We start from the raw sequence: 17,731 nt of genomic DNA, 5'->3' as shown, positions 1-17,731 counted from the left end.
AGCGAGTGCAGCGAGCGCAGCGGGCGTTCCAGGGGGTCGCCCCCCTGGGAAAACACAGCCCCCTGGGAATCACACCCTTTCGATGATGGTGACGTTGGCCTGGCCGCCGCCCTCGCACATCGTCTGGAGGCCGTAGCGGCCGCCGGTGCGCTCCAGCTCGTGCAGCAGCGTGGTCATCAGGCGGGCGCCGGTGGCGCCGAGCGGGTGGCCGAGGGCGATGGCGCCGCCGTTCGGGTTGACCTTGGCCGGGTCGGCGCCGGTCTCCTTCAGCCAGGCGAGCACGACCGGCGCGAACGCCTCGTTGATCTCGACGGCGTCGACGTCGCCGATCGTCATGCCGGTCTTCTTCAGCGCGTGCGCGGTGGCGGGGATCGGCGCGGACAGCATCCGGATCGGGTCCTCGCCGCGCGCGGAGATGTGGTGGATGCGGGCGCGCGGGGTGAGCCCGTGGTCCTTGACGGCCTGCTCGGACGCGATGAGCAGCGCGGCGGAGCCGTCGGAGATCTGCGAGGCGAGCGCGGCGGTGAGCCGGCCGCCCTCCACCAGGGTCTTCAGCCCGGCCATCTTCTCCCGGGTGGTGTCGCGGCGGGGGCCCTCGTCGGCGGTGACGCCCTCCAGCGGGACGATCTCCCGCTCGAACCGGCCCTCGTCGATCGCGCGGATGGCCCGCTGGTGCGACTCGTAGGCGAACTCCTCCATCTCCTCGCGGGAGATGTCCCAGTCGCGGGCGATCATCTCGGCGCCGTTGAACTGCGACACCTCGGCGTCGCCGTACCGTGCGGTCCAGCCCTTGGAGCCGGCGAACGGGCCCTCGGTGAAACCGAGCGGCTCGGCGGCGGTCATCGCGTACGAGATCGGGATCTGCGACATGTTCTGCACGCCGCCCGCGACGACCAGATCGGACGTCCCGGCGAGGACGGCCTGCGCGGCGAAGTGCACGGCCTGCTGGGAGGAGCCGCACTGCCGGTCGACGGTGACGCCGGGGACCTCCTCGGGCAGCCCGGCGGCGAGCCAGCAGGTGCGGGCGATGTCGCCGGCCTGCGGGCCGACGCTGTCGACGTTGCCGAACACCACGTCCTCGACGGCGGCGGGGTCGACCTTCGCGCGGTCCATCAGCGCCTTCAGCACGTGCGCGCCGAGGTCGGCGGGGTGGACGCCGGCGAGCCCGCCCTTCTTGCGGCCGACGGGGGCGCGGACCGCTTCGACGATGTAGGCCTCGGCCATGGGGGGTGTCTCCTTCGGGGCTAGCTCGCCTGGATGCCTTCGAGGACCATGGCGAGGTACTGCTTGGCGATGTCGTCGGCGGACAGCCGCCCGCCGCGCTGGTACCAGTTGGCCGCGACCCAGACGGTGTCGCGGATGAAGCGGTAGATCAGCGTCCGGTCGAGGTCGGCGCGGAAGGCGCCCTCCTCGACGCCCCGGTCCAGCAGGGACATCCACATGGTCTCGAAGCGGCGCTGCGACTCGAGCAGGTAGCGGAAGCGCTCGCTGGTGGCGAGGTGCTTGGACTCGTTCTGGTAGAGCACGACGGCGGGCCGGTGCCGGTCGATCGAGCGGAACGACTCGACGACGATGGCCTCGATCGTGTCGCGGGCGCTGAGGTCCGCCGCCAGGACGCGCTCGTAGGCCGCCCACATCTCGTCCAGGAAGGTCGACAGGATCTCGTCGGCCATCGCCTCCTTGGAGTCGAAGTGGTAGTAGAGGCTGCCGCCGAGGATGCCGGCGGCGTCGGCCACCTTCCGGACGGTGGTGGCGGAGTACCCCTGCGAGGCGAACACCTCGGCGGCGGTGGCGAGCAGTTCGGCCCGCCGTTCCGCGCGTGCGGCGGCGGTGCCCTCGGCGTCGCGCCGTCGTGGACTCATGGTCGGTTCCTAAGCGTGCTGTGAAGAGACGGAGACGACCTCCCCGGTCATGTACGAGGAGTAGTCGCTGGCCAGGAAGACGATAACGTTGGCCACCTCCCACGGCTCCGCGTAGCGGCCGAACGCCTCGCGCCGGGTCAGCTCGTCGAGCAGCTCCTCGGAGGTCACCTTGACCAGGTGGGGGTGCATGGCGAGGGACGGCGAGACGGCGTTGATCCGGACGCCGAACTCGGCGGCCTCCAGCGCGGAGCAGCGGGTGAGGGCCATCACGCCGGCCTTGGCGGCGGCGTAGTGGCACTGGCCCTTCTGCGCGCGCCAGCCGATCACCGAGGCGTTGTTGACGATGACGCCGGCGCCCTGGCCGCGCATGATGCGCAGGGCGGCGCGGGTGCAGCGCATCGTGCCGTTCAGCGTGATGTCGAGGACGCGTCCCCACTGGTCGTCGGTCATGTCGACGAGGTCGGCGGTGCCGCCGAGGCCGGCGTTGTTGACGGCGACGTCGATCCGGCCGAACCGCTCGACGCCCAGCGCGTACAGCTCCCGGACCTGCTCCTCCTCGGTGACGTCGCAGGCGAGGGAGGCGACCCGGTCGGCGCCGAACTCCTTCTCCAGCTCCTCCGCGGACGCGGCGAGGCGCCGCTCGTGCGCGTCGGAGACCAGGACGCGGGCGCCCTCCTCCAGGCAGCGGCGGGCGGTGGCGCCGCCGATCCCGGCGCCGGCCGCGGCGGTGATCACGACGGCGCGGTCCTTGAGCAGGCCGTGCCCGGGGACGTAGGGGGGCGGCGTCATCCGCGAGCCTCTCTGGGGAGGCCGAGCACGCGCTCGGCGATGATGTTGCGCTGGATCTCGTTGGATCCGGCGTAGATCGTGTCGGAGCGGGAGAACAGGAACAGCCGCTGCCAGTCGTTGAGGTCATAGGGTTCGCCATCTGCGACCATCCCGGCGGCGCCGAGGACGTCCATGGCGAGTTCGCCGAGTTCGCGGTGCCAGGTGCCCCAGACGAGCTTGGAGATCGAGGATTCGGGGCCGGGCGCGCCGGACGCGACGCCGGCCATGGTGCGCACCGCGTTCAGCCGCATGATCTCCAGCCCCGTGTAGGCGCGGGTGAGCCGGTCGCGCAGCAGCGGGTCGTCGACGGCGCCGGTGCGGCGGGCGAGGTCGAGCACGCCCTCGAACTCGCGGCGGAACCCGACCTGCTGGCCGAGGGTGGCGACGCCGCGCTCGAAGCCGAGCGTGGCCATCGCGATCTTCCAGCCCTCGCCGGGCGCGCCGACGATGTCGCGGGCGCCGGTGCGGGCCCCGTCGAAGAAGACCTCGTTGAACTCGGAGGTGCCGGTGAGCTGGACGATCGGCCGGATGTCGACGCCGTCCTGCTTCATCGGGACGAGCAGGTAGGACAGGCCGTGGTGGCGGGACGAGCCGGGCTCGGTGCGGCAGACGACGAAGCACCAGTCCGCTTCGAGGGCGTTGGACGTCCAGACCTTCTGGCCGTCGATCGTCCAGTGGTCGCCGTCGAGCGCGGCGCGGGTCTGCACGTTGGCGAGGTCGGAGCCGGCGTTGGGCTCGGAGTAGCCCTGGCACCACAGCTCCTCGACCGCGACGATCGGCGGCAGGAAGCGCGCCTTCTGCTCCTCGGTGCCGAACGCGATGAGGGTGGGTCCGAGCAGGTTCTCGCCGATGTGGCCGACGCGGGCCGGGGCGCCCGCGAGCGCGTACTCCTCGTTGAAGATCACCTGCTGCCGGACGGTGGCGCCGCGTCCGCCGTGCTCCTCGGGCCAGCCCACGCACGTCCAGCCCGCCGCGGCCATGTGCCGCTCCCAGGCCAGCCGCTCCTCGAACGCCTCGTGCTCGCGGCCGGGCCCGCCGAGCCCGCGCGCGTGCGCGAACGCGCCCGACAGGTTGGCCTCCAGCCAGCCGCGGACCTCGGCGCGGAACGCCCGGTCCGCCGGGGACTCGTTGTCGTTCACGCCCGGCACTCTACCAAACAGTTGTTAGAAAGAATCGGCCTCCAGAGCCGGTCCCACCTCGCCCGCCTGCACGGCCGGCGACACGCGCTCCGGCGCCGGCACCGCGGACCGCTCCTCGGCGGCGCGCTCGCGCACCGCCGGGAGATCGCGGTGCAGCAGGTCGAACAGCCGGTCCCAGCGGGCCAGCACCGTCTCCGGCCGGAAGCGCTGCACCGACGCGCGGGCCTCCGCGCCGAGCCGGCAGCACAGCTCCGGATCCTCGATCAGCCGTTCCAGCGCCTCGGCGAACGCGGCGGTGTCCCCCGGCCGCACGAGCAGCCCGCCCGTCTCCTCGCCCCGCTCGCCGAGCAGCATCCGCACGCCCGGCGCGCAGTCGAACGCCACCGTCGGCAGCCCGTACGCCATCGCCTCCAGCACCGACATCGGCACCCCCTCCGCGCGGGACGGCAGCACGAACACCGACGCCTCGACCATCGCCTCCTCGACGTCGGCGACGACGCCCCGGAACTCGACCGATCCGGCCGGCCCGGCGGCGGCCGCCCGCTCGCGCAGCGCGTCCTCGTCCGGCCCGGTGCCGTAGATGTGCAGCCGCCAGTCCGGATGCCGCTCGTGCACCCGCTCCCACGCCTCCAGCAGCAGGTCCACGCCCTTCTCGTAGGACAGGCGCCCCACGCAGGCGACCGCGGGCAGGTTGAGCGTCGGGTAGACGGCCGGGGTGACGTGCAGCGCGTTCGGGATGTGGTCGGCGTTCGTCATGCCGTCCCTCGCCCACGCGTCCGCGTCCTCCGGGGTCAGCGCGAGGAACCGGTCGGCGTGCGCGAAATGCCGCTTCACCCGCTGGTACCGGGACGACCTGCGGCTCGCCTCGTACGACTCGTGGCTCATGCCGATCACCCGCAGCCCCGCGGTGCCGGCCCGGCGGACCCACTCCATCGCCCACACCTGCGGCACGATCACCACGGCGCCCGGACGGGCCGCGGCGAACAACCGGGTCAGCCGCGCGGCGCCGCGCCGCTGCACGGCCGACCGCCACGCGTCGCGCCCGCGCGCCGCCGCGTTCATCCGGTCCCGCAGCCGCTCGGGGCGCCACTCCAGCACCGGCGGGCGCCACGTGTCGTGCAGGACCTCCACCCGGTAGGAGCCGTCGTGGCCGTGGTGGTGCGGGGCCGGTCCGCGGACGATCCCGACGAGGGTGACGCGGTCGCCGCGCTCGGCCAGCATCCGCGCCATGTGGTGCGCCCAGCGCTGCAGGCCCCCCATCTCGTCGACGTTGTTGCAGACGATGAAGACATCGCGCGGTGCGTGCTCAGCGGTTCCGTTGGGAACCATGGGCGCTCCTCTCTCCGAAGTAACGGTCCACGACGGTGCGCGCGGCGGTACCGCGGTCGTGCTCGCCGAACCGCTCGGCGAACGCGCGGCGCCGCGCCGCGTGCGCGGACCCGGCGGCGTCCAGGTCCGCGAGGGCGGCGATCAGCTCGTCCTCGGTCCGGGTGACCGGGCCGGGCGCGTGCTCTTCCAGGTCGAAGTAGCCGGTCTCGTGCTCGCGGTCCGCCGGCAGGTGCAGCACGATCGGCCGGTCCAGCAGCGCGAAGTCGAACATGATCGACGAGTGGTCGGTGACGAGCGCGTCGGCGAGCAGGAGCAGCAGGGTCACGTCCGCGACGTCGCCGACGTCCTGCATCGTCCGCGCCGCCGACGGCGGGAGGTTCGCCCGGCACAGGTAGTGCGGGCGGACGAGCAGGACGATCTCGTCCCCGAGCTCGCGGGCGAACCGCGCCGGGTCCACCGGCGGCTCCATCACCTTGGCCGGCCTTCCCGTCGGCCCGGTTCTGAAGGTCGGCGCGTAGAGGACGGTGCGGCGTTCGCCGTCCAGCCGGAGCGAGCGGCGCAGCGCGGCGAGCTCGGCGGCCAGTTCGGGGTCGCCGCCCACGCCGTTGACCAGCGGGTCGTTGCGCGGGTACCCGGCCGGCAGCAGCTCCGCCCGGACGCCGAGCCCCTTGGCGAGGGTCTCCGCGTCGTGCCCGGAGCGGACGAGGAAGCAGTCGAAGCGGTCCACCATCCGCGCGAGCCGGGCCCGGTCGGACGCGGGCCCGCTCTTCATCCGCGGCTGGTCCAGCCCCATCGGCTTGTACGCCGAACCGTGCCAGGTCTGGACGTAAATGGTCTCGGGGCGCTTGCGCAGGCCCTCCGGATAGCCCTGGTTGTCGATCCAGAACTCGGCCCGCGCGAGCGCGAGGTGGTAGCGCCACGAGCCCCGCCTCACCAGCCTGGCGTCGGACGGGAAGCCCTTCGCCGACGACGCGTACGACCACACCGCCTCGACCGGGCGGCCCGAGCGGCGCAGCTCCCGGTAGATGTACTTCGGGTTGTCGGAGTAGTGCAGCCCGAGATGGCTCTCGAACACCGCCAGGCCCCGGCGGACGGGCAGCCTTGTCAGGATCCGGTTGAACACCGCCGCCTTCGTCCTGCTCGACGCCAGCGTGCGGCGCATGGATCGCTCCAATCGCCGCGCACGCCGCCAGCCCGCCCGCGCCGGCGGGCTGCCCGCGACCCGCACGACCGCGGCGGCGGCGCGCCGCGTCCGCGGGTCCCCGGTCGCGAGGGCGAACGCAAGGTGCCCACCCTCCGTCACGTACGAGCGGAGGACGTCGCCCGCGAGGCGCGTCAGGCGAGGCCGGACGGGCAGCTCGACGCCGCGCAGGTCCGGGCCGCCCGGGGCGCCAGCTCCGGCCGGCTCGCCGGGCCGGGTGACCACCTCCTCGCCGTCCGCCGTCACCCGGAGCCGGACGTCCCACACCGGGTCGACGAACCCGATCGGCCGGACGCGGGCCCGCGGGTCGAACTCGGCGCGCCAGGCCAGCCGGCCGCCCTCGTGGACGATCTCGGCGGGCACCCGGGCCCGGCGGGCGCCGCGCCGCCGGTCGCCGAACTCCAGCGACGCCGCCAGCGCCGCGCCGCGCGGGATCCGGTCCAGCGGGTTCAGCACGTGCCCGGCCATGCGCGCCCGGCCGCCGCGCACCTCCAGCCGGGTCACGACGGCGGCGGGCCGCAGCTCCTCGAGCGGGCGCACGTGGAAGCCGAAGTCGGTGACGTCCAGGACGCGGCGGCCGAGGTCCCCGCGCGGCGGTCCCCCGCCCCAGTAGATCCGGCCGTCCCGCTCCGTCAGGCGGGCCCGCAGGTCCGACCGCCCGCCCGGCAGGTAGTCGGCCGCGGCCAGCGCCCCGTCCCGGTCGCCCTCCCTGACCAGGAAGGCGGCGATCGCGGCCAGCGGGTTCGCCGTCTCGAACACGACGGGGTCCAGCCCGGCCAGGTAGCCGGCCGCCAGGTCCAGGACGCGGGCCCGGTGCACCGGGTCGCGGTCCCGCAGCTCGCGCAGGTACAGCAGCAGGTCGTGGTTGACGAACTTGGCGTCCTTCGCGCGCTTCAGCACGTCCGCGCCGCGCAGCTCGAACAGCATGTCGATGCGCCGGTGGATCTCCAGCCGGTCGGCGAAGTTGGCGAGCTCGTCCCGGCGGTTGGAGATCGACGGCCTCGGCTGCCCCTCCCGCACGAGCCAGTGGTAGACCCGGTGCGGGATCAGGGCCGTGCGCGCGGCGGCCGTGTACGCCTCCGCGCTGAACAGCAGGTCCTCGTAGTGCAGCCGTTCGACGAAGCGCAGCGCGCCGTCCTCGAGGAACCCCCGGCGGTAGAGCTTGTTCGTCGACAGGGTGTCGTAGAGCAGGTCCGGGTTCTCCTCCAGCGACCCGTACACGGCACTGCGCCGGTAAAGCCACGGGTACCAGGGCCGTACCCGGCCCTTCGATCCCTTCGGCAGGTCCAGGAAGACCCGGTCGCAGAGCCCGGAGACCAGGTCGGCTCCGGTCTCCTGCGCGGCGGAGAGCAGGTTGAGGCATGCGTGCCGGTCCAGCAGGTCGTCGCTGTCGAGGAACATCACGTACCGGCCGTCCGACCGCTCGACGCCGACGTTGCGCGGCCGGCCGCAGCCTCCGGAGTTGACCGGCAGGTGCACCGCGCGGACCCGGCCGGGATGCGCCGCGGCGAGCCGGTCGGCGGCCTCGCCGGTGCCGTCGGTGCTCGCGTCGTCGACGATCAGGGTCTCGACACCGCCCAGCGACTGCGCCAGCGACGAGGCGACCGCCCGCGGCAGCCGGGCGGCGTCGTTGTAGGCGATCACCACCACGCTCACATCCGGGCGCACCCGCATGGGCATCCCCTTCCGCTACTCCGGCGTGCCAGGGATTCCTTTCCATCAAGGAGGCGGCAAGGGCCAACCCAGATCAAAAGCTGTCAATGCTTAGCATTACCCGAAAGGTCGCGGCAGACCACCCTGGAACGCCGAAGGCGCCCGATCTGTGACCGGGCGCCTCCCATCCGCAGCAATTGATCATTGTCGAGCGGGACCGGATGATCAGGACTTGGCGTAGTCCGGGTATCCGTATCCCACGACTTCGGACTTGTCGCGGATCTTCTCCTTGACGGCATTGTCGGTGTTGCCCTCGATCGTGGTGATCGTTCCGTTGCCGTTGTCCTTGACGACGAGGCCGACGTGGTCGATGTCGTCGATCCCGCCGCGGGACCCGTTCTGCCAGTCGAAGAACACGACGGCGCCGGGCTTGGCGGTGTCGCCCCAGCGGTGGCCCTTCTCGAACCACTGGGCGTGCTGGACGGTGTAGGCGTCCCAGCCCATGTTCTTCACGCCCGTCTGCGCGCTGAGCCACGACACGAACATGTCGCACCACTCGGCGCCCCGGTAGTCGCCGACGGTCCCGCCGTCGCGCCGGGCGGTCACCGCGGCGTGCCGGGTGGAGGCGTACCAGTCCGCGTACTTGGTCGAGCCGTCGCGGTTCTCGCCCTCGCCGAGCTGCGACTTCGCCAGCTTGATCACGGTGGACGCGGCGACCGTGCGGGACGCGGACCGGGCCGCCTTGCGGGAGGTGTGCTCGGACGCCGCGCCCTCGTGGCGCTGAACGGCGGCGGCCTGCGCGGGGGTCTCGGCGGACGCGGTGTCCCCGGTGAGCGGGGTGAAGATCGCGAGTCCGACCGCCCCGGCCATCACACCCGCCACGGCGACGCCCACGGCCCGGTCCTCGGGGCTCATGCGGGCGAGCGCGGCGCGGGGGGCGGCGCCGGTGAGGCGCAGCGCGCTCAGTCGGGGGGCAATGCTCTTGGTAAGACGATCGAAACGACCGGTCATGCAGGGAATCTCCTTGTCTCCCATGACGCCTACCGGGTTAGCTGACGGATTCGGGCATGGAAGAGCCCTACGGCGCGCGGACGCGCCGATTCACCCCTGGAACCTTGGGTCCCCGGCTCCGTCCGGTCGGGTGGACCTGGACGGACTCGGCCTCGCACCGCGGGACGCGGTGCCGGATATTCGGATGTATCTCAGCGACTGATCTCGAGGGGGCGCGCATCGTGTGGCGCGCGTCGCGTGCGGATTCCGCTCAGCGACCCACGGCCGCGCATGGAAGCGGCCGGCGTGCAACGCATGGAACGCGCTGCGTGATTCGTGCAAGAAGGTACCAACACCCGACGGAAAAGCAAAACAGCCACAAAAGGATCTTTTGCCTGCTCGACGCCCTTCCGACCCGCCTGCAACGGCGGCCCGCGGCCACGCCTTCCCGATCTTTCTCCGAACGCCCGGAAACCCTTGCGGCACAGGAGTTTCCCGACCCGCTCCCCGAACCCGAAAAGGTAAAATGATCAAAAGGCGGCCGGTCCCGCGAGCCCTTACCGGCAGCCGCCGCAACGGCGGCGCACATCACACCGACCGCACCGTACGGCGGTCCGTGTGTCCTAGATCACTCGAGTTCGAGACAGGCCTGACCTGGCGATCATCACTCCACGTGCAGGGCGAACATCGTGGTGTCGTCGGCCGCCCGGTCGTGCTCCATCCGCGCCAGCACCTCGTCCAGCGCCAGTTCCGGCCCCGCCGAGGACTCCCGCAGAATGCCGGTGAGCCGCTCGATCCGCTCGTCGAGATCGGTGTCCCTGCGCTCCACCAGCCCATCGGTGTAAAGGAACAGCAGATCCCCCGGATGCAGTTCCGTGGAGATCGTCGTGTACTCCCAGTCCGGCAGCGCGCCGAGCAACGGATCGCGGTAGACCTCCAGCGGCTCGGCATGCCCGTCCCGCACCAGGATCGGCGGCAGATGCCCGGCGCACGTCCATTCCATGACGCGCCGGTCCGGCCGGTAATGGCCCACGATGGCGGTGCCCGTCGCCGGCGGGTCCATGCTGCCGACCAGCTCGTTCAGCCAGCCCACCAGCTGCCCCGCCGACTCCCCCGTGCACGACAGGCCGAGCAGCCCGTTCCGGCTGCGCGCCATCGACGCCGCCGCCGGAAGGCCGTGCCCCGCCGCGTCCCCGATCGCGAACAGCGCCCGCCCGTCCGGCATCGCGCGGGTGGCGAACCAGTCTCCGCCGATCCGCGCCGTGCTCTCCGCCGCCAGCGCCCGGATCGCCACCCGCAGCCCCGGCAGCTCCCCTTCCTCCTCCTCGTCCGGCAGGATCGCCCGGCGCAGCGTCACCGCCACCTTGCGCTCCTGTGCCGTCCGCGCCTGCTGCTTGAGCATCTGCCGGCGCGTCTCCGCCAGCGCCCGCTCCACCCCGCGGCGCCGCGTGATGTCCTGCGAGACGATGTTGATCGACACCGGCAGCCCGGAGTCGTCCAGCACCGGCTCGGCGAACACCCACAGATGCCGCGGCGCGCCGTCCTTGCCGATCACCCGGTGCTCGGCCTCCACCGGCTCCCGCCGCGAGAACATCGTCTGCACGGCCTCCTCCACCAGCGGCAGGTCGTCGTCGGCGACCACCTTCGGCAGGTCGTGCGGCGCCGGCGGCACCTCGTCCGGGCCGAGGCCGTAGTTCGCCAGCATCTGCGGCGTCCAGTCCGCCTGCCCGGTGACCAGGTCCCACTCCCCGAACCCGATCAGCGCCAGCCGCTCCACCCGCTCCAGCCGCCGCACCGTGCGGTCCTCACCGGAGTGGTACCGCCAGGTGAGGCACACGCCCGTCGGCACCTGGACGCACCGCACGCTCATCCGCGACGACCGCGACAGCCCGCCCTGAACGGTCGAGTACATGATCGAGTCGCGGTCCAGGGCCGTCCCGCCCTCCAGCACCGCGACGTAGTCCTCGAACAGGCCGCTGAGCGCCGCGCCCGGATCCGTCCGCAGCAGCCGCTGCCCCGTCAGCTCCTCGGCGCCCCGCCCGAACAGGTCCCGGGCGCCCTCGTTCAGCTCGGCGTACAGGAAGTCCTGGACCTCGCCGTCCGGGCCGCGCACCGGCACCAGGTGCGCCGCGGAGTCCAGCGCCCCGTCCAGCAGGCCCCGCGCCACCGGGTCCGCGGGCAGCCCCTCGACGAGCGCGGCGTCGCCCCCGGTGTCCTCGGCGGCCAGGCGGTGCAGCAGGTCCTCGGCCTCGGACACCACGCCCCGCCGGTCGGTGCCCTCCGCGCGCGGCGGCCGCCGCCCGGCCACCACCGCGCCCTCGGCTCCGACGCCGCCGCCCTGGACGACCATCGCCGCCGCCTCCGGCAGCTCCATCTCCAGGTCACGGGCGAGCCAGATGAGGTGCTGCAGCGCCTCGCCGGGCGGCACCTTCAGCCGCCGGGCCAGCATCACCCGCGCCTCGGCCAGCACCGCGCGGTCGTGCGCCGCCCCCCGCAGGTTCTCGAGGTCCGCCGCGTGCACACCAGACGGTCCCCTCGTGCCGTCCGCTTCCGACACTCCAGTCCCCCGTTCGGCGTTTCATGCCTGGGAGAAAAAGCTACATACGTCGACGAAGGTCCGTTCGCCACCATCTTCGTTACCAGTCCGGATCTTTAACCGGCTTTTTCTTTTCGCCCCAAAAGGACCGCTTCCACTGACCTTCCGGAGACGAACCCCTACCCACCGCTGTGACCTGCATCACAGCCCTCGCGAGCGCCGTCACGCACTCCGCCGCCGCCTCGGCGGACGTCCCCTCCGGATGCAGCGTCAGCACCGCGACGACCCTGCCGCCCACCACCCCGGTCGTGTGCAGCGCGGGCCGTCCGAGCCCCAGCTCCTCCGGCGCCCGCCGCCGGTCCGGCACGTCCTCGAACCCCGACCACCCCTGCTTGACCGCCCCCGCCCCCGCGATCCCGAAGACCTGATCGAACCCGTCCGCACCCTTGTCCGCCATCCGCCCCAACTGCTCCAGCACGAACCGCCCCTCCGGCACACCCAGCGCATACCGATAGACCCGCACCACGTCGCCGGCACTGATCCCCGTGTACCCCCACCACCCTTGCATCTCCGCCGGCGGCGGCACCGTCTCCCGCAACCCGATCAGGCGCACCATCCGCTCGACGATCCCCGCACGACCCCCGCGCTCCCACAACTCGTCCGCCGCCGCGTCATCACTCGCCCTCAACAGCGCCTCGACGAGCCCCCGGTCCCGTCCCCGAACGTCCCGTCCCCGCAGGAAGTCGAGCGCCAGCAGCACCTTCACCACCGAGGCCGCCCGGAACACCTCCGCCGGCCGCCGCTCCGCGACCGCACGCCCCGCCGCGAGATCGAAGACGACCCACGAGGCCCGCACCCCCGGCGGCAACAACCCGGTACGCACGACCCTCCGGACTGCGCTAGAGTAATCACGCCCGCTCAGGCGGGCACCGGGACGTAGCGCAGTTTGGCAGCGCACTTGACTGGGGGTCAAGGGGTCGTGGGTTCAAATCCCGCCGTCCCGACAGAGAAAGACCAGGTCAGAAGGGCTTCGGAGATCATTCCGGAGCCCTTTTTCGATCTTGAAGGTCGATGGGGAGCCAAAAGGGGAGCCACCGTCACCCGACCTACGCCGACTTGCTCGGACCGAACACCGCGTCGACGGCCTCCGCGCCCTTGGTGATCACCGGCCGGAGCTGATGCCGGTAGACCTCCCCGGTGACCGCCGGCGAGGAGTGCCCGCACAGATCAGCGATCGCCTCGATAGGCAGGCCGCCGTCACTCATGATCGAGACGAACGAGTGACGCAGTTCGCGCGGCGACCAAGTCTCCCCGATCCCCGCCTTCTTGGTGATAAGCCGCAACGCCCGCCGCACGTTGGCGGCGTCCAGCGGCCTTCCGCTCGTCGAGCAGAACACCAGGCCGTTGTCCTGCCACACCTCCCCCGCTTTGAGCCGCTGCGCGGCCTGCCGCGTGTGGTGTCTGCGCAGAGCCTCCGCCGCCCGTCCAGGCAGTTCCAGCGTTCGACGCGACTTCTCGGTCTTGGTATCACCGCCGGCCCGCACGGACCGCCACACGTAGATGGCGAACCTTTCGTGGTCGAAGCCGGCCTTGACCACGGGCCGCCATTCTTCTTCGTCGACCCACGCCACGACGTGGTCCCAGCGCAGAGCCCGCGCCTCTTCGGTTCGGACGCCCGTCAGGAGGCTGAGCTCGACGTAGGCGTGCAGTCGCGATGACTTGGCCGCCGCGAGAACGGCTTGGGCCTGCTCGAGCGTTAGCGCCCGGCTCGGACGTCCGGCCAGGCCCTTGGGGGTCTTGACCAGCTCGGCCACGTTGCGCGTGACCATGTCTCGCGCCTGCGCCTGACGGATCGCGCGCTTGAGGATCGCGTGCACGAGCCGCAAGGTCCGGGTGGACAGCGAGTCGGTGAGGCCGTCGAGCCAGGTGTCCACGTCGTCCGCCTTCAGGTCGCCGAGTCGGGGCTTGCCGATCAGCGGGATGACGTGCTTGCGGGCGAGACTCCGGTAGTTGATGACCGTGTCGTCGTCGAGGCCTCTGAGTCCCTTGGCGAGCCAGTCCTCGACGGCGTCCCCGACCGTGTAGTTCACGGGAGTCTTGACCCCCGCTTCCAGGTCGGCGACTGCCTCCTTGAGCCTGTCTAGAACCTGGCTCTTGGTCCTGCCCTTCCGCTTGAGCCGCTTGCGTTTGCCGTCCGGCCCGAAGCCGAGGGCCACGGCTCCGGTATAGCCTCCTTTCTCCTGGTAGATGGTTCCTGCGTACTTACCGATCAAGATCTTGCTCAATCGATCGCTCCTCGCGTCGGTCGAGATACTCCTTGATCGCTTTCCTGATGACCCAAGACACGTCGCGTTCCTGCGACTCCGCGTACGCGGCAAGGCGCTGCTTGAACGCCATGTCCACCCGCACCGCGGGCAGGGTCGTCCTGTCTTCCGTCATGTGTGCATCTCCTCTCGTCAGTTGCGTGTGCCGAGGTGAGATCGCGCTCGTGTCGATGGAGTTATCAAGAAGCGACCCTCGGGCCCCTCGTCGGAGAGGCCCGAGACGATGCGTAGCACACCGTAGCGCAACCACTACGGAGCGCGCATGTCACTCTTCGAGTGAGGCGATGAAGTCGGCGAGTTGGCGAGCGGTGATCCGGCGGAGCCGTCCGATCTTGATGCTGCGCAGGCGGCCGGTCCGGATCAGCATGAACACCTTGTCTCGGCCGACCTGAAGAGTCTCCGCGACCTGTTTGACCGTGTAGACCTGGATCCTCTCGTCTCCTGGGATCTCTTCAGCCGCCGGTGGTTCCTCCTGAGCGATCCGGCCTCGACCCGCGTGGCCAGCACGGTCGGTTGTTTCTCGGTTTCCAGTGCCTCCGGTGTGCTCCTGAGCTTTCCGAGGTCGGCGTGGCGCGTCTTCTTGCTTGGTGTTTGCGTTCATGTGAGGCACCAGCCGGTGTCGCAGGTGCCGTCCCCGTCGTCGAAGGCGAGGGTGTCCGCGTTGGGGGTGACGTCGGCGAGGCGAGCGTTGTAGCGGGTGAGGTAGCCGAGGTCCTTACCGAGGGTGCGACGGCGCCCGTTGATGGCGGTTCCGAGGTGGCATGCCTTGGTGAACAGGTGGGGTTGGTCGCGTCGCATGTCCTGCCAGGCGGACAGGCGGTAGAAGGGGCAGGTTATTGCGAATATGTAGTGACGATCTCCGTCAGCTGGGAGGTGCTCTCCGGTGGCTCTTGACGCTCTCTTGTAGGTCGGTGACGATGATCCTTCGTGTCTCCATCTGCTTTGGGCGCGACTCACTCGGTCGAGATGACGACTCGGCAGTGGCAGGTCATCGATGCCTGCATCGATAGCGAGGTGAGCGTCGAGTCGGAGAAGGGCGACCCTCGTGGTGTCATCGACACCGGACGGGCCATCCGCCGGGCTGGCTGGGACCAGGTGGCGCATTGGACTCCGGGCGTTCCTGGGTCTGGCACCTGGCCTCCGGTTGAGCAGACCGTCATTGTGGAGCTGGCTGGTGACCTGTGGGCCCTGGTTGTCTCTGCCCTTGAACGGTGGGCGGATGTAAGCGATCGGATCGGTGAACCTGAACATGCTGGTGTCAAGCGAGCGGTCCGCTCGCTGGTGTTGACGCAGGTTGGTGAACTGCTCTCCGATGTGCCGGAGTGAGGGACGTGAGTAGGTCATGCGGTACCTCCGGTCAGGCTGTGCTGTGGGAAGTGCTCGGGCGGGTGGCGCCGATGTACTGGCGTTCGCGGTAGGGGTTGCCGGTGAATTGGGAGATGCGGACGACGTCGCCGGTTTGTGGGGCGTGGATCATTTGTCCGCGGCCGTAGTAGAGGCCGACGTGGTGGATCGTGGCCGGGTTGCGGGTGTCGGTGGCGAAGAACAGCAGGTCACCGGGCTTTAGTTGGGTGCGTGGGATGTGCGGGCCGGCGGTGTACTGGGCGGCGGCGACGCGTGGGAGTTGGATGCCGGCTTTGGCCCAGGCGTATTGGGTGAGGCCGGAGCAGTCGAACCCTTTGGTTCCGGCGCCTTGGGCGATGCCGTAGCTGGGGCCTGCCGGTCCGCCGCCGCCCCAGGAGTAGGGGGTGCCGAGCCAGTGCAGCGAAGCGCGGACCGCGATGGCACCGCGTCCGCTCGCGGCGGGTGTGGGGGTGGCGTAGGCGGCGGCTTGGGTGAGGACTTTGTGGACGTACCAGTCGGCGTGGTTGTACTGCCAGATCGCTTGGTACAGGTGTTTGCCGCCTTGGCCGGCGTGGTTGGCGCACAGGTAGTGGGCGGCGCCGTAAATGGCGTCGGCGGGGTTGTAGCGGTCGGTGTGTCCGTCGTGATCGCCGTCGACGCCGTAAGTGGCCCAGGTGCCGGCGAGGAACTGCATGGGTCCGGCGGCGCCGGCGCTGTTCTCCCCGGTCTTCACACCGGGTGCGGTGGAGCGGCCGTGGTCGGATTCGATCTTGCCGATCGCGGCGAGGACGTTCCAGCCCAGGCCCGGGCAGGTTAGGGCGGCGTCGAGGTACCAGCGCAGGTAGGCGGGCGGGATGTCGGCACGGGCGAGCCGGGTAGGCGCACCCGCAACCGGACCGGCGCCGATGGCCGGGTCTTGCTTTCCGGCCAGGAGCAGGACGAGGGCGAGCGGGAGCGCCAGGACGGCGGCGCAGATGGTGGCGGCGGCCTTCACCGCGCGGGCCGCCGCCGAGACCGGGCGTTAGTCGACGTCGGTGATGGGGTTATGGGCGCCGGTGCGGGCGCGGTTTTGGGCGCGGTACCCGGCTCCCTTACGTGCTGCGTGGGCGGGTCGGTCGTCCTGTGTGTCATCGGCGGGGCCCCCGGGTTGGTGGTGGGGCTGCCGCAGCACCTCGCGGACCGCTTCCCAGGAGTAGCGGAAGTCCTTGCCGGTCTTGAGCGCGGGGATCTGCCCGGCGTTGGCCATCCGGCGAACGGTCTGGGGCGACAGGCCGAGTTTGGTCGCGAGTTCGGCGGTGGTGAGCACGTCGGGGTCGCGGCCGGGCGTGTCGGTCATCGCTGGGGCTCCTGGGGTTGCGGACATCGTGCGGGTGGTCCTTCCAGTGTGGCGGATCGGGTACTGCGGTAGCGCGTTGTCAGTGATGTTGGCTTGTGAAGAAGTTGTTTGGTGATGCTTGCGCTCCACAAGTCTGCCACTTACTGTAATCACTCATCAACCCAGAGCAATGATTCGGGGGTATGGGTGAGTCTTCGCCAAAGCAGAACGATCCACCCGGCAACGGGACTGCCCGCGGCGCCGCACATCGAGCGCGAGGCGCTGGATGTGGTGGTGGCCGGTGCGCACGGCGGCGCCGGCACCAGCACTCTCGCTGCGCTGCTGCCCACGGCGTGGGACATGGGCTCGATCGAGTCGCTGCTGGAGCTGGACTGCGCACCACTGGACGCCAAGGGCCGACCGATCGTACTCGCGGCGCGCAACACCGCGGCAGCGGCCACGCGGGCAACTGCGGCGATCGGCGTCCTGCGCGAGTGGGACGAGCGGGTGGCGGCGCTGGCGATCGTCAGCGACGGCGGCCCGGAATCGCGGGACGCCACCGCCCGGTTCGCGCTACTGGAGGCGCGCGTCGGCGGCATCGTCCGGGTCCCGCACGTCCGCCAGCTACGCCTGGTCGAAGACCCGACCGAGGTCGTCCTGCCCGGCAAGGCGCGACACGCCATCGACCAGCTCCGCCGCCTGGTCGGCGAAGACGGTGACCGCGCCGCAGCGCGTCGCGGGGAGCGTCGCGGGGAGGTGGGATGTCGCTGACTCTCTTCGTTCTCCGCGCGGCGCAGGTCGGTCGGCTGCTGGAGGAGCCGTGGCGGCTGCGGCCACAGGACGGTCTAAGGGTGCCGGTGCCCGATCCGCCGCCGGCGCCGCCGCCGGGGCTGGACGCCAAAATGAACACGCTGCTGTCGTGGGGCAAGTGGGGCGTGCTGATCTGCGGCGTCGCCGGGCTGTTCATCTGCGCAGGCCAAATGGCCATCGGCCGCAAGAACCGCTCCACCTTCGCCGCCGACGGCGCCACCGGCATCCCCTGGGTCCTGGGCGGCCTCAGCCTGGCCGCCACCGCCGCCCCCATCGTCGGGGTGTTCTTCAAATGACCCGACTCCCTCGCATCACACGGCCGCGCAAGGCGCACACAGCCGGCTCATCGGCCCGGCGCACCGGCGGGCTGCTCCTCACCGCGATCGTTGGCGGCGGCCTC

At 71.2% G+C, this 17,731-nt stretch carries 18 protein-coding genes, 1 tRNA gene and 1 riboswitch; of the genes, 4 read left to right on the top strand and 15 right to left on the bottom strand.

The features are described 5' to 3' along the window. Positions 1-69: 69 nt before the first annotated feature. The 9 genes from F8568_RS22655 to F8568_RS22615 form a co-directional block, all read right to left on the bottom strand. Positions 70-1,224, bottom strand: a complete 1,155-nt coding sequence (locus tag F8568_RS22655) for an acetyl-CoA C-acetyltransferase (protein WP_151594766.1) — start codon at positions 1,222-1,224, stop codon at positions 70-72. A 20-nt stretch (positions 1,225-1,244) separates the two neighbouring features. Further along, complete coding sequence (locus F8568_RS22650) at positions 1,245-1,862, bottom strand: TetR/AcrR family transcriptional regulator (protein ID WP_151594767.1); 618 nt, start codon at positions 1,860-1,862, stop codon at positions 1,245-1,247. 9 nt (positions 1,863-1,871) lie between these two features. Then, positions 1,872-2,651 carry an SDR family oxidoreductase gene (locus tag F8568_RS22645; protein ID WP_151594768.1) on the bottom strand — a complete coding sequence of 260 codons (780 nt, stop codon included), beginning with the start codon at positions 2,649-2,651 and terminating at the stop codon, positions 1,872-1,874. Further along, complete coding sequence (locus tag F8568_RS22640) at positions 2,648-3,829, bottom strand: acyl-CoA dehydrogenase family protein (RefSeq protein WP_151594769.1); 1,182 nt, start codon at positions 3,827-3,829, stop codon at positions 2,648-2,650. Before F8568_RS22640 ends, F8568_RS22645 begins: the two co-directional genes overlap by 4 nt. Before the next feature lie 24 nt (positions 3,830-3,853). Beyond that, a complete protein-coding gene (locus tag F8568_RS22635) occupies positions 3,854-5,158 on the bottom strand; it encodes a glycosyltransferase (RefSeq protein WP_151594770.1) in 1,305 nt (434 codons plus the stop codon). Continuing rightward, positions 5,136-8,033, bottom strand: a complete 2,898-nt coding sequence (locus tag F8568_RS22630) for a bifunctional glycosyltransferase/CDP-glycerol:glycerophosphate glycerophosphotransferase (protein ID WP_151594771.1) — start codon at positions 8,031-8,033, stop codon at positions 5,136-5,138. The genes F8568_RS22635 and F8568_RS22630 overlap by 23 nt, the downstream gene beginning before the upstream one ends. A gap of 204 nt (positions 8,034-8,237) precedes the next feature. Continuing rightward, positions 8,238-9,023, bottom strand: coding sequence for a CHAP domain-containing protein (locus tag F8568_RS22625; protein WP_236008882.1), 786 nt, complete (start codon positions 9,021-9,023; stop codon positions 8,238-8,240). Positions 9,024-9,035: 12 nt separating this feature from the next. Beyond that, positions 9,036-9,185, bottom strand: a riboswitch (cyclic di-AMP (ydaO/yuaA leader). 481 nt (positions 9,186-9,666) lie between these two features. Continuing rightward, positions 9,667-11,523, bottom strand: coding sequence for a PP2C family protein-serine/threonine phosphatase (locus F8568_RS22620; protein WP_328600943.1), 1,857 nt, complete (start codon positions 11,521-11,523; stop codon positions 9,667-9,669). Positions 11,524-11,638: 115 nt separating this feature from the next. Next, positions 11,639-12,307, bottom strand: a complete 669-nt coding sequence (locus F8568_RS22615) for a hypothetical protein (protein ID WP_202125112.1) — start codon at positions 12,305-12,307, stop codon at positions 11,639-11,641. A 161-nt stretch (positions 12,308-12,468) separates the two neighbouring features. On the opposite strand from F8568_RS22615, the gene F8568_RS22610 reads away from it, so the two are divergent. After that, positions 12,469-12,542: transfer RNA gene (locus F8568_RS22610), tRNA-Pro, on the top strand. 102 nt (positions 12,543-12,644) lie between these two features. Here F8568_RS22610 and F8568_RS22605 read toward each other — a convergent pair. The 4 genes from F8568_RS22605 to F8568_RS22590 form a co-directional block, all read right to left on the bottom strand. Continuing rightward, the gene (locus F8568_RS22605) at positions 12,645-13,823 is read right to left on the bottom strand and encodes a site-specific integrase (RefSeq protein ID WP_151594772.1); all 1,179 of its coding nucleotides are present in this window, start codon (positions 13,821-13,823) and stop codon (positions 12,645-12,647) included. After that, entirely contained in the window at positions 13,801-13,977 is a 177-nt protein-coding gene (locus tag F8568_RS22600) for a CopG family ribbon-helix-helix protein (protein WP_151594773.1), read from the bottom strand. Before F8568_RS22600 ends, F8568_RS22605 begins: the two co-directional genes overlap by 23 nt. Positions 13,978-14,127: 150 nt before the next feature. Beyond that, positions 14,128-14,463 carry a helix-turn-helix domain-containing protein gene (locus F8568_RS22595; RefSeq protein ID WP_151594774.1) on the bottom strand — a complete coding sequence of 112 codons (336 nt, stop codon included), beginning with the start codon at positions 14,461-14,463 and terminating at the stop codon, positions 14,128-14,130. Then, complete coding sequence (locus F8568_RS22590; protein WP_151594775.1) at positions 14,460-14,660, bottom strand: hypothetical protein; 201 nt, start codon at positions 14,658-14,660, stop codon at positions 14,460-14,462. Before F8568_RS22590 ends, F8568_RS22595 begins: the two co-directional genes overlap by 4 nt. A 168-nt stretch (positions 14,661-14,828) precedes the next feature. Here F8568_RS22590 and F8568_RS22585 point away from each other — a divergent pair, with 168 nt between their 5' ends. Beyond that, positions 14,829-15,188, top strand: coding sequence for a hypothetical protein (locus tag F8568_RS22585; RefSeq protein ID WP_151594776.1), 360 nt, complete (start codon positions 14,829-14,831; stop codon positions 15,186-15,188). A gap of 31 nt (positions 15,189-15,219) precedes the next feature. Here F8568_RS22585 and F8568_RS48460 read toward each other — a convergent pair whose 3' ends face one another. Next, the gene (locus F8568_RS48460) at positions 15,220-16,200 is read right to left on the bottom strand and encodes a C40 family peptidase (protein WP_328600944.1); all 981 of its coding nucleotides are present in this window, start codon (positions 16,198-16,200) and stop codon (positions 15,220-15,222) included. A 27-nt stretch (positions 16,201-16,227) separates the two neighbouring features. Next, positions 16,228-16,542, bottom strand: a complete 315-nt coding sequence (locus tag F8568_RS22575) for a helix-turn-helix domain-containing protein (RefSeq protein ID WP_151594777.1) — start codon at positions 16,540-16,542, stop codon at positions 16,228-16,230. A 186-nt stretch (positions 16,543-16,728) separates the two neighbouring features. On the opposite strand from F8568_RS22575, the gene F8568_RS22570 reads away from it, so the two are divergent. Together F8568_RS22570 and F8568_RS22565 are read left to right on the top strand one after the other, a co-directional pair. Beyond that, entirely contained in the window at positions 16,729-17,292 is a 564-nt protein-coding gene (locus F8568_RS22570; RefSeq protein WP_151594778.1) for a hypothetical protein, read from the top strand. Then, complete coding sequence (locus F8568_RS22565; RefSeq protein ID WP_202125113.1) at positions 17,283-17,627, top strand: hypothetical protein; 345 nt, start codon at positions 17,283-17,285, stop codon at positions 17,625-17,627. The genes F8568_RS22570 and F8568_RS22565 overlap by 10 nt, the downstream gene beginning before the upstream one ends. Positions 17,628-17,731: the final 104 nt, after the last annotated feature.

The sequence above is a fragment of the Actinomadura physcomitrii genome, assembly GCF_008923205.2.
Taxonomy (GTDB): domain Bacteria; phylum Actinomycetota; class Actinomycetes; order Streptosporangiales; family Streptosporangiaceae; genus Spirillospora; species Spirillospora physcomitrii.
This window is presented reverse-complemented; position numbering and strand designations above follow the sequence as displayed.